This window comes from Ignatzschineria rhizosphaerae (assembly GCF_022655595.1).
Classification (GTDB): Bacteria; Pseudomonadota; Gammaproteobacteria; order Cardiobacteriales; family Wohlfahrtiimonadaceae; genus Ignatzschineria; species Ignatzschineria rhizosphaerae.
On the sequence record NZ_CP093379.1, the window covers coordinates 1756829 to 1769175 of the forward strand.

The window sequence follows — 12347 nt, forward strand, 5'->3', positions numbered from 1 at the left end:
TTATAATTCTTAACCTTTGATTATACATTAAAAAATGAAGTTCCTCCTTGCGAGAGAAAAGATTCCCTATTTTTTCATCAAAAAAAACGCCTATCAAAAAGATAGGCGCTTGTTCTCATTCCTTTTATTGTCTATTACTTCTTTCTATTATTTAAGAAATAACAGAAACTTTTCACTTATCGTTGAGCTTTAATCTTAAGCCAATGGCGCATCAATTTTTTCTGCTCTGCTTGAGTATAAGGCTGCTTCACATTTAAGAGCGATAACTCCTCTTTAGAAGGGTAGAGCGTAGGATCATTTAACAGATCTTGATTCACAAACTCAAATGCCGCCTCATTAGAAGTGGCATACTCAACATAATCAGCGGCTCTAGCATTTACTTTTGCATCTAATAGAAAATCAATAAAAGCGTAAGCTTCATCAACATTTTTTGCATTTTTCACAATCGCAAGCTGATCAAACCAGAGTAAACCACCCTCTTTGGGTATAAAATACTCAATTTCAACACCAGCGTCTGCTTCTTGTGCTCTTGATTTTGCTAAATAGAGATCTCCTGACCAACCTAATGTTAAACAAGCATCCCCGTTTGCCATCGCATTAATATATTCTGATGAATGAAATTTTGTAATATAAGGACGAATCGCTTCTAAAACTTCATTAGCTTTTGCTAAATCCTCATTAGAAGTACTCTCTGCAGATAAACCTAAGTAACGCATAACCATCGGGTAAAATTCGCTTGGCGTATCCACGACATAAATTCCACAACTGGCAAGCTTAGAAGCATACTCAGGGTTAAAGAGTAACTCCATAGAATCAAGTGGCGCATCGGGTACAAGCTCTTTCACCTTGCCGACATTATAAGCAATACCGGTTGTTCCCCACATATAAGGCACGGAATAATCTGTCGCCCCAGGAAGCTCATCTAAGCGCTCTTCGACAAAGGGCCAGATATTATCAATATTTTTTAATTTACTACGATCAATCTTCTGTACTGCATCAGCTTGCACCATATAGATCAACGTATAATCTGAAGGTACAACGATATCGTAACCTGAATTTCCCGTTAAGGTTTTTGCCAATAAGACCTCATTACTATCAAACGTATCATAAACCACCTTGATACCCGTTTTTTCTGTAAATTCGGTAATTAGTTCAGGATCAATATAGTCTGTCCAGTTATAAACGCGTACTTCCTGTGCGCTTACTGTATGACTACCAATTAAGAACCCTAGGGATAAGAGAGCTGTTAACTTTAGTTTTTTCATCACTTTATTTTTCTCCTATAAAGTGGGTAGACATAAAATAAGCGGTTGATTATTATCAACCGCTTTGATCTTATATCACACTTTAGTCAAAGATCTAACCTAAACTATTTTAAAAATAATTTTAGAAAATCTTATCCCAAATATATTAACGATATACTAGTCAAGCTTGTATGCATCGTGGCATGATTTACAAGTGCCACCTAATTTACCCATTTGTGCGCCCATAGTGCCTTTTGCAGAAGTCGCACCAATCATTGCGTCACTTTCTGTAATAAGGTTTGCAAGTTTCGCATCAAAATCAGCACGCTCTGTTACGATTTTTGGATCTACATTAGAGTTTTCATAAGTACCATCGATAAAGGTTAAATGTACGCCTTTAGCAACTTCATTGATACGAACAGCTGCAGCTTTTGCTTCATCTGCATCAAATTCAGTTTCACCTTTAAGCATTCCACCAATAATACCCATGTTCCAGCTAATTACACCAAATGCTGCTTGACGGTTATAAGTGACTGCATCAGCATCAACTTCTGCCATTGATACACCAGTTACGCCAACAGCTAACATTGCTGCAAGTGCTAATTTTTTCATTGACTTTCTCCTATTTAAATAAAGTGTTCAAACATCACAATAAATATTTCCTAAACAATATTTAGCAATGCAACCACACATTATAAATGAAATTATACAAAATACATTGTTATTGATTAAGTTTTAATTTAAATCAAAGGATTAGCGATTAATAATCAGACAATGTTCACCTTAATTATTTTCGTTTTCGTAAAGAGAGATAGAAGAAAAGTAAGGAGATAACGCCCATTGAGGCAGGTATTAAAAGTTGCCCCTCTTCAAATCCTTCAAACTTTAAAAGAAGCGCTAATAAAAAGACCGCGCCAATAACTCCAAAGATTCTCCGGCGTCCCTCTTCTCTTTGAATGCTTGCTAAACGATCCCACTCTTTGTGGTTTAAATTGACCTTTAAGCTACCTTTAACCGCCTGTCTTAAAGTTAAGTTAGCGTTTTGCATTACATCAGGTAGCTGTTCCACCCAAACAGGAAACTCCCTGCGATAACGTTTAAAAAGCGCTTTAGGACCTCTTTTTTCTTTTACAAACTCAACAAGATAAGGTTTAGCCGTTGCCCAAAGATCTAACTCAGGATAGAGCTCTCGTCCTAATCCTTCAATGGCAAATAATGTTTTTTGTAACAACATTAACTGAGGTTGCATCTCCATCTTAAAGCGGCGAGCCGTCTGAAAGAGGGATAAAAGAAAAGCCCCAAAAGAGATATCTTTTAAAGGTTTATTAAAAATTGGCTCACAAAGAGAACGAATCACCGCTTCAAAATCCCCCACCGAAGTATCGGGAGGAACCCAGCCGGATTCGACGTGTAACTGCGCCACTTTTAAGTAATCACGATTAAAAAACGCTAAAAAGTTACTCGCTAAATAGTGCTGATCATCTTCATTTAAAGTACCAATTATCCCAAAATCAAGGGCGATATAGGTAGGATCTGATGGATCTGTGACATCCACAAAAATATTGCCAGGATGCATATCGGCATGGAAAAAACTATGTTCAAATACTTGCTTAAAAAAGATATCCACACTTCTTTTTGCAAGTAGAGGGATATTGACCCCAAGCTCTTTAAGCTTCGCAATATCGCCAACAGGTACTCCTGAAATCCGCTCCATCACAAGCACATTTTTACGAACATACTCTAAATAGATCTCCGGAACATAGAGCTCTTTAGAACCTTTAAAGTTCTCTCTTAACTGCGCACCATTTGCCGCTTCAATCGTTAAATCAAGCTCATTTAAGATCGTTCGTGCATATTCTTCTACGATCTCAACGGGACGAAGGCGCTTCCCATCTGGATAATAACGCTCTACCATCTGCGCTAAGATCTGCATTAAGCCAATATCACGTTTAATTACTTTATGGATATTAGGACGAACGACTTTCACCACAACTTCTTGCCCATTAGGTAATTTCGCACCATGAACCTGAGCAATCGATGCCGCAGCTATAGGAGTTGTCTCAAACTCGATAAATAACGCATCAAGTTTTTGATCAAAAGAGCGTTCAATAATGTTAATGGCGATCTCTGATGGAAATGCCGGCACCTGATCTTGAAGCTTAATAAGCTCATCAACAATCTCTTTATCAAGCAGATCATAACGAGTTGACAGCGCTTGACCTAACTTAATAAAAGTGGGACCTAAATTCTCTAAAGCAAGACGAATACGTACCGGAAGAGGTGTTTTTTTATGTCCGTTAAAGATCGCAAGGATTGGCTTTAAGAAGCGTAAATGTCGAAGCCCTGGGACCATAAATGCAAGATCATAAAGACCATAGCGCAATAATACCCACCATATTTTTACCATTCTCAAGCTACGAGAAACCATTTATGAATCCTTTGCAAAATATTGAAAACAAGCGTATTTTCTAACTCTAACGCACAATATCAACGCCGAATCATTAACTTAAAGATCCGGCATTAAACTGCTTTTAATAAACAAAACCTCGGTGAATCGCCACGATCCCCCCCGTTAAGTTTTTATAATCCACCTCATCAAATCCAGCTTCTAACATCATGTCACGAAGCTCTTCTTGAGGAGGATGCATGCGAATAGATTCAGAGAGGTAACGATAACTATCTCCATCTTTAGCGATTAATTCGCCCATTCTTGGAATCACTTGGAATGAGTAAAAATCATAAAGCGTCCCAAGCCCCGGAACCACTGGCTTAGAGAATTCTAAAACAAGTAGTCGGCCACCTGGTTTTAAGACTCGCTTCATCTCTTTCAATGCTTTAAGCTTATCGGTTACGTTGCGTAAACCAAAACCAATCGTCACTAAATCAAATGTCGCATCTTCAAAAGGAATATGCTCAGCATTAATCTGCTTAAATTCTACATTCCCAACAATGCCTTCATTAATTAGACGTTTACGCCCCTCTTCTAACATCGACTCATTAATATCAGAAAGAACGACTAATCCTTCAGCGCCCACACGTTTACTCAAACGCTTTGTTAAATCCCCTGTACCGCCGGCAAGATCAAGAACTTTTTGTCCCCGTCTTGCGCCCGATAAGGTCATTGCCGTATTTTTCCATAGACGATGAATCCCAAAGCTCATCACATCATTCATGACATCATAACGGCTTGCTACTGAGTGAAAAACTTCCGCAACACGCGCTTCTTTATCATCACGATCAACAGTTTGGTAACCAAAATGGGTTTTTTCTTCAGACATATCTCTTATCCTTATGTAATCATCATGGAATGATAACAAAATCCGCCTTTCAATGTCTGATTAAAGGCAGACTTTTATCCCATTCCCTGCAACTTAAAAATTTACTTTAAACTTGATCATTGACGTCCAAAAATCTCTAAAACGCCATCTATAGCTGGTTTTTTCCCAAACCAAAACTCAAATGCATAAACGCCTTGCTCAATGAGCATTCCTAGACCATCAAAAACTTCCCCACCCCCATTTTCTTGAAAATAGTGCATAAATGAGGTCGGCTCACTGCCGTAGACAAGATCATAACCGACACTTTCACGACTGATAACACCTTTAGGTAATACTGGAAAAGTCGCTTGTAACGAGGCACTTGTCGCATTAATAATAAGATCGAAAGATCCTTTCAATTCATCCCAAGCCATTGCCTTAATCGCACCAAATACTGAAAACTCATTGGCTAATCCTTCTGCTCTTGAAAGCGTTCGATTGGTAATCACAACCTCAGTGGGCTGACAATCTAATAAAGGCTTTAAAATTCCACGAACAGCGCCACCAGCGCCTAAAATGAGTACACGTTTCCCATAAAGGTCATACCCTTTTACTTGAGTGATATCCCGAAGTAAACCGATCCCATCGGTATTGTGACCAAATATTTTGCCATCTTTTGAGACTCTGATTGTATTGACTGCCTTTGCAAGGGATGCTTCCTCGGTAAGTTCATCACAAAGCCTCATCACATCTTCTTTAAAGGGAATTGTAATATTAGCGCCTATAATCCCTTTTTGAGTCCACTCATAAAGAGATCCGGAAAAATCATCTAATGGGGCTAAGACTTTTAAATACTCAAGCTCAATACCACTATTTTTTGCAAACTGCATCTGCATCTCTGGCGATTTTGATTGCGCCACAGGATTACCAAAAATTACACAGATATTTTTCTTCAATGTCATCTCTATTCTCCACGATAAAAGAGCTTATCTAAATCGGTTAAGGCTAATGATCGCCATGTAGGCCGTCCATGGTTACATTGCCCTGAGCGCTCTGTGCGCTCCATATCCCTTAAGAGTGCATTCATTTCTGGCAGCGTTAACCGACGATGGTGACGAATAGCGCTATGGCACGCCATTGTCGATAAAATATCATTCATGTGCTCTGTAATTTTCGAACTAGAACCATAACGATCAAAATCTTTTAAGACTTCCAAAACTAACTTATCAATATTGGCGCGAATCAAACTTGCCGGCACTTCCCGTATCACAATACTGGTGTGACTTAATACCTCAATCACTAATCCTAAAGATTGCAGCTCACTTTGAAACTCCTCAACTAATGCAATCTCCTTAGATGAAACATCCATTGATTTAGGAATTAATAGCGCCTGACGAATGATTCCCTCTTGTGAACCTACTGCATTTTTAAAACGCTCATAAATAATTCGTTCGTGTGCGGCATGCATATCCACCATCACTAAACCATCACGATTTTCTGCCAAGATATATGCTTCATGTAATTGCCCTAAAGCATATCCTAACGGCGCTTCATCCGGGTTAAACTGATCATCGTGATTAAGCGAGTGATCTCTTATTTCACTCGTCACTTTATCTGCCGTGGCTAATGACGGACTCTCCTTCTCAAATAGAGAACCTCGATCACTTCCCGCACCAATAGCTTCATAAAGATTGACAGGTTTATATGGGCGATGGGGAATCTGCCCACCAAAGCTAAACCCTCCTTGCCTTGCAATTGAGACAGGTTCACTATTAGTCACGGCTTCTAAAGTCTCATTGCCATCTAATGAAGCAACTACCGGCATTTTTTCATGCCCAGCCATCACTTCTGGTTGTGAAATCACATGATTTAAGGTGCTAAATAAAAAATTATGCACCATTCGGGACTCTCTAAAACGGACCTCATGCTTTTGAGGGTGCGCATTGACATCAACCGCTGCTGCATCTAGGGTTAAATAGATCACAAAGGCAGGATGCTTATCGCTATACATCACATCACGATAAGCTTGACGAATTGCGTGCGCCACTAAACGATCTTTGACCATTCGCCCATTAACATAGACATATTGCCAATCATTGTTATTACGAAAAAATGTTGGTTTTGCCACCCAACCTTCTAAAGTTAATGTTCTCGTTGTATCGTAATCATCAACAGGAACCTCTTTTGTGTGCGTAAAGTGAAAACTCTCTGTTAAAAATTCAGTGCTAAAGACCGAGCCGATACGCATCTGCTTCTCATCCATCGCCATCGCAATGGGCGCTGAAAAAACCTCGCGACCATTATGGATTAAGGTAAAACCAATATCATAACGAATAAGTGCTAAGCGCTTTACTAATGTCTCAATATGGCTAAATTCTGTGCGCTCTGTACGCAAAAATTTACGTCTTGCTGGCACATTAAAAAAGAGATCTAAAACTTCAATACGCGTTCCTTCAGGTAAAGAAGCTGGCATAGGTTCATTAATCTCATCAAATCCCTTTCCTTGAACTTTGTAAGCATATTCTGCGCCCTTAGCTCGGGAAGTTAGGGTTAATCTAGAAACAGCGGCAATACTTGGTAGCGCTTCCCCCCTAAAGCCTAGCGTTGAGACTTCTACAAGATCATCAGCACTCTTAATTTTACTTGTTGAATGGCTTGAAAGTGCAAGATTAAGATCATCTTTCTCAATCCCATGGCCATTATCTTGAATGATAATATGATCCATGCCACCGCTTTTAATATCAATAATGATATTTGTAGATCCCGCATCAATACTATTTTCCACTAACTCTTTGACAATTGATGCAGGGCGCTCAACCACTTCACCTGCCGCAATTTGGTTAATGACATGGGGATCTAATTTTGCGATACGACGACTCATATCATCTCCTCTTTTTTAGCCCAGATATAAGAAACGCCCGAGAATCTTCCCGAGCGTTAGCTATTTTATCAAATTTTATGGAACTATTTTAACTGTGTTGCCATACGATCCATCATCTCTTCGAGGTAATTCAATGTTAACACCGGAAGAACATCAACTTGCGTTTCATTCTCTCCGATTGAGTTCACACGAATATAATAAACCTCTCCCTCACGATCATATTTTGTAAAGAACCAGAAACGGCGTTTCTTCACGGTTCTTCCCACACGAATCGTATTGATATCACTATATTGCTCCAGCACATTATACTCAGCGCCATCGTCTAAAATATTACCTAATTGCTTCCAAACCTCATCCTGAGATCTGTTTGTAATGGTCATACGGGTTCCTTCCCGATCAGTCACGGGAAGCCCCGACTTTCCCAAGGCACCCTGGCCATCACCTCCTAACCTTGCAGCTAGGCGAGCAATAAATTCAGCTTCCAGTTCCGGATCACTCGGTGCATTTACCCAGCGATGGAATTGATCATCATTACCCGTTGCTTCGTCTTTCATTGCATAATGCGTTACAAATACCAATACGCGATCATCACCACTACGCTCTAAACGAACTTTGAACTTATCTCTTGATGAGGAGCCAAATAAATTGCCTGCAACACGTTTAATAAGCCCACGGATAAATCCATCGGGAATATCTGCTTGATTTTCAGCCCACTTCGTCTCAATTAAACCCGCTTCAGGACTTGAAGTATCTATTTCAAGACCTAACTGACGTAATAACTGATTGACTTGTAGCCAAACAAAATCTGTTGAATGTCCGGTATTAATCCAGCGTCGGCCATTTTCAGACTCGATAATCGTAATACCTTCTGATGTATTCATCGGTAGCACTTTTTGTGCAACCTGTTTTTGATGCTGACGATATTCTCTTAATGTCGTCGTTGCCTGTACATCAGTCTCAGTCTTTTTCACTAAGCTAGGCGGATACTCAAGCGGATTCACTTGCGATGATTTTAAATAACGCAAGCTATCTCTCGATTGCACATTTTGAGTAGAGCAACCGCTAATTATTAAGCCAGATAGCAATACCGCAAACGCTATTTTTTTTGTATACATGGACTAACCTTTACTGAATAAAATTCTTGTCATTGTACGAGCGATTCAAGCAATCACCAAATTCTTTCAACGTGAATTATAACTGAAAAATCATTTAATTGCTTTTTTTCTACTCGTTTTTACTTTGCAGAAATAATTATTTAAAGCAGGCCCGCGTTCTTCATAGCTTCACGAACGGTTAAATGATACTGCTTATCGAGTGGAACCAAAGGTAAACGAATCCCTGCATGAATTTTTTTCAATTCCTGCAATACCCATTTTACAGGGATAGGATTTGCCTCTAAGAATAAAACATGGTGAAGTTCTTTAATCTTTTCATTAATTTCATAAGCACGTGCTTCATCACCATTAAGAGCTGCTTGAATCATCTCATGCATCTGAAGTGGCACAATATTAGCAGTTACCGAAATAACCCCTTTTGCTCCTGCAAGCACACATTTTGCAGCGATCCCATCTTCTCCGGTGAGAACATCTATTTTATCGCCAACTCTGCGTACTAATTGCTCTACACGTTCAAAGGTACTCGCTTCTTTAATCGCAACAATATTTTTAAAATCAGCCAATCTCTCAACCGTATCTGGCAAGATATCGGATGCCGTTCTTCCTGGTACATTGTAGAGAATTTGGGGAATATCAACCGTTTCAGCAATTAATTTAAAATGCTGATAAAGACCTTCTTGCGGGGGTTTATTATAATAAGGTGCAACCAATAGGCAAGCATCGGCCCCATCTTCAGCAGCCCAATGCGTTAATCTTACAGCTTCTTCTGTAGAATTACCGCCAGTTCCTGCAATCACAGGAACACGACCACCGACGTATTGCACGACCTTCTTCACAACCTCACGATGCTCGTCAAAATTCACAGTAGCAGACTCACCAGTTGTACCCATCGCAACGATGGCATCTGTCTTATTTTCAATATGAAATTCTACTAACTTTTCAAACGTATCAAAATCAATACGTCCATCGGGAAACATCGGGGTTACGATCGCTACAATACTACCACCAAACATAAATCTCTCCTTATGTAATTCTTTAATGTAGTGTCCTTAAGAACATTCCATCTTATTTCAGTATCACAGATACTGGAGCATGATCTGAGGGACGCTCCATTACCCTATAATTTAAATGAACAGCAGATGATAGAAAACGGCGGCTCAATACTCTTGATAATAATAGATGATCAATGCGAATACCACTGTTTTTCTCAAATCCGCCTTGACGGTAATCCCACCAAGTAAACAATCCTTTAGGTTGCGCTTCTATTCTAAGCCCGTCTAATAGCCCTAATGCTAAAAGTTCTAAAAAGGCTTCTCGCTCCTTATCAGTGCAAAGAATCTTGCCCTGCCAAGTTTCTGGGTGATGGACATCATCATCTGTAGGAGCAATATTGTAATCGCCGATCACAATGACCTGCGAATAATTTTTCAACACTTCTTCAATATACTTTGTAAAAGCAGCTAGCCAATTTAATTTATATTGATATTTATCAGATTCAGGACTCTGCCCATTAGGAACATAAGCATTAATTACACGGACACCTTCAATTGTTCCGGCAATTACCCTCTTCTCTTCACATTTATATCCTGGAATATCAAAAACAACATCCTCAATCTCTGTTTTTGATAAAAGCGCTACGCCATTATAAGTTGGTTGCCCATTAATTTCGCAGTGATAACCTAACTCTTCAATCTCTTTTAAAGGAAATTTATCATTACTACACTTTAGCTCTTGTAGCCCTATGACAGATGGCACCTCTTCCTTTAAAAATTCTGCAAGATGTGACAATCGTACATTAATAGAATTTACATTCCAAGTTGTTATTTTCATTATATTATCTAACTATTCCACTAAAATTTCTTATGACCAATTCCCTATTCTACGTAACTCTTAGCTAAATCAAAAGCTCCTCTGCTAATTCACCTATTCCCATAATTAAAAGATCGATACCATTTATTAGGCTATGTTCTTAAAAATTAGTGTAGAATATCCGATTTACGATACGAAAATTTTAAGGAGTGAGCATGCCTGCTGATAGTATTCGTTCCATCTTAAATCTCATTGAAGAAAATGGAATTTTATTTATCGATCTTCGTCTTACAGACATGATCGGACAAGAACACCACTTTACTATCCCAGCACGACAGGCAAACGAGCAACTTTTCACTCAAGGAAAATTTTTCGATGGATCTAGCTTTAAAGGTTGGAAACAGACTGAATGTTCTGACATGGTATTAATTCCTAATCCAGAAAGTGCGTTTATTGATCCGCTAGCTAAATATCCAACATTAGTTTTAGTATGTGATGTTGTTGAGCCTGACACTATGGATTACTACGTCCGTGATCCGCGCGCATTGGCAAAAAGAGCAGAAGAATATCTCAAACAGAGTCAAATTGCAGATCACGCATTTTTTGGTCCTGAAAATGAGTTCTTTATCTTTGATAAAGTCCGCTATAGTAATGATCCATATCATATGGGTTACGAATTAAACTCTAGCACTTGCTATTGGGACTCTCAAAACCCAGAGAGTTACTCTGGTCATTTTGCAGAAAAACAAGAGGGTTATTCTCCCCTTCAACCTGTTGATAAACTTCACGATATCCGCAATGAAATTGTATTAAATGTAGAGAAAACGGGACTTGATGTTGAAATTCATCACCGAGAAGTTGCCTCTGCTGGACAATGCGAAATCGGCGTTAAATTTAATACCTTATTAAAGAAATCTGATGAAGTGCAACGCTTAAAGTACCTCATCAAAAATACGGTCGATCAACTCGGGAAAAGCGCAACTTTTCTCCCAAAACCTTATTTTGGAGAAAGTGGATCAGGGATGCACGTTCATATCTCTCTCTTTAAAGATGGTAAAAACATCTTTTGTGGAGAAGAATATAGCAACCTTTCTGAAACAGCGCTTTACTTCATTGGCGGAATTATTAAGCACGCTAGAGCATTAAATGCCTTTACAAACGCATCGACAAATAGCTATAAACGTTTAATTCCTCACTACGAAGCGCCTGTTCTTTTAGCCTATTCAGCTAAAAATAGAACAGCATCTATTCGAATTCCTTATATTGTCAACGAAAATGCCCGCAGAATTGAGATTCGATTCCCAGATGCAACCGCAAATCCTTATTTTGCTTTTTCAGCATTGTTAATGGCGGGACTTGATGGGATTGAAAATAAGATCCACCCAGGACCTGCTTTTGATGAAAATCTATATGAACTCTCTAACGATCTTTTAAAATCTATTCCAAAAGTTTGTAGAACGTTAGATGAAGCATTAGAAGCTTTAGATAAAGACCGTGCGTTTCTCTTAAAAGGTGGCGTATTTAACGATAGCGTCATTGATGCTTATATCAAATTAAAGCAAAATGAGATCAATCAAGTTGCGGAAACACCACACCCTATGGAATATAAACTTTACTATTCTATATAAAAACCGGCATTTTATATCTATATAGAAATTAAAATATTATCGCCTAAAACAAAAACCCCAAAGTTAACTCTTGGGGTTTTTAAATATTAGGCTTTATTATCTTCTTTTTTGACAATATTTTGATAAACCTCTTCTCTAAAGACGGCAACATCACTAGGAGCATCAATACCAACCCTCACCTGATTACCTTTAAATTCCAATATTGTAATAGTAATATTATCATTAATAATAAGCCTTTCTCCAGGCTTTCTGGTTAATATTAACAAGTCCGACTCCCCTTATCCTTTTATAAAATACAATAACATTCTGATATAACACGAGAACAGAATACGATCATAATCTCAAGCAATCAAACAGTCAACACAATCATTAATAGTAAATAAAAAATAAACACCTTTTTTGAGCTGTATTAA

11 protein-coding genes are annotated in these 12347 nt (G+C 38.6%); 1 reads left to right on the forward strand and 10 read right to left on the reverse strand.

Features of this window, described 5'->3' with window-relative positions; all coding sequences use genetic code 11:
- Positions 1-176: 176 nt before the first annotated feature.
- From MMG00_RS07635 to xth, 9 genes are all read right to left on the reverse strand, one after another.
- Positions 177-1265 carry a polyamine ABC transporter substrate-binding protein gene (locus MMG00_RS07635; RefSeq protein WP_242147037.1) on the reverse strand — a complete coding sequence of 363 codons (1089 nt, stop codon included), beginning with the start codon at positions 1263-1265 and terminating at the stop codon, positions 177-179.
- 156 nt (positions 1266-1421) lie between these two features.
- Positions 1422-1856, reverse strand: a complete 435-nt coding sequence (locus MMG00_RS07640) for a c-type cytochrome (RefSeq protein WP_242147039.1) — start codon at positions 1854-1856, stop codon at positions 1422-1424.
- A 175-nt stretch (positions 1857-2031) separates the two neighbouring features.
- Positions 2032-3672 (reverse strand): ubiquinone biosynthesis regulatory protein kinase UbiB, encoded by a 1641-nt coding sequence (ubiB, locus tag MMG00_RS07645; protein WP_242147041.1) that lies wholly within the window; start codon positions 3670-3672, stop codon positions 2032-2034.
- A gap of 103 nt (positions 3673-3775) precedes the next feature.
- Positions 3776-4522: a bifunctional demethylmenaquinone methyltransferase/2-methoxy-6-polyprenyl-1,4-benzoquinol methylase UbiE gene (gene ubiE, locus MMG00_RS07650; RefSeq protein ID WP_432805919.1), complete on the reverse strand. Its 747-nt coding sequence runs from the start codon at positions 4520-4522 to the stop codon at positions 3776-3778.
- Positions 4523-4638: 116 nt separating this feature from the next.
- Entirely contained in the window at positions 4639-5463 is an 825-nt protein-coding gene (gene aroE, locus MMG00_RS07655) for a shikimate dehydrogenase (protein WP_242147043.1), read from the reverse strand.
- A gap of 2 nt (positions 5464-5465) precedes the next feature.
- Positions 5466-7382, reverse strand: a complete 1917-nt coding sequence (gene mutL, locus MMG00_RS07660) for a DNA mismatch repair endonuclease MutL (RefSeq protein WP_242147045.1) — start codon at positions 7380-7382, stop codon at positions 5466-5468.
- 83 nt (positions 7383-7465) lie between these two features.
- Positions 7466-8497, reverse strand: a complete 1032-nt coding sequence (locus MMG00_RS07665; protein ID WP_242147047.1) for an NlpB/DapX family lipoprotein — start codon at positions 8495-8497, stop codon at positions 7466-7468.
- A gap of 140 nt (positions 8498-8637) precedes the next feature.
- A complete protein-coding gene (gene dapA / locus MMG00_RS07670) occupies positions 8638-9510 on the reverse strand; it encodes a 4-hydroxy-tetrahydrodipicolinate synthase (protein ID WP_242147049.1) in 873 nt (290 codons plus the stop codon).
- A gap of 52 nt (positions 9511-9562) precedes the next feature.
- Positions 9563-10327 (reverse strand): exodeoxyribonuclease III, encoded by a 765-nt coding sequence (gene xth, locus MMG00_RS07675; protein WP_242147051.1) that lies wholly within the window; start codon positions 10325-10327, stop codon positions 9563-9565.
- Between the two features lie 209 nt (positions 10328-10536).
- On the opposite strand from xth, the gene glnA reads away from it, so the two are divergent.
- Positions 10537-11934 carry a type I glutamate--ammonia ligase gene (glnA, locus tag MMG00_RS07680; RefSeq protein ID WP_242153395.1) on the forward strand — a complete coding sequence of 466 codons (1398 nt, stop codon included), beginning with the start codon at positions 10537-10539 and terminating at the stop codon, positions 11932-11934.
- Positions 11935-12020: 86 nt separating this feature from the next.
- On the opposite strand, the gene csrA is transcribed toward glnA, so the two are convergent.
- Positions 12021-12200 (reverse strand): carbon storage regulator CsrA, encoded by a 180-nt coding sequence (csrA, locus tag MMG00_RS07685; RefSeq protein ID WP_242147053.1) that lies wholly within the window; start codon positions 12198-12200, stop codon positions 12021-12023.
- Between the last annotated feature and the right edge of the window lie 147 nt (positions 12201-12347).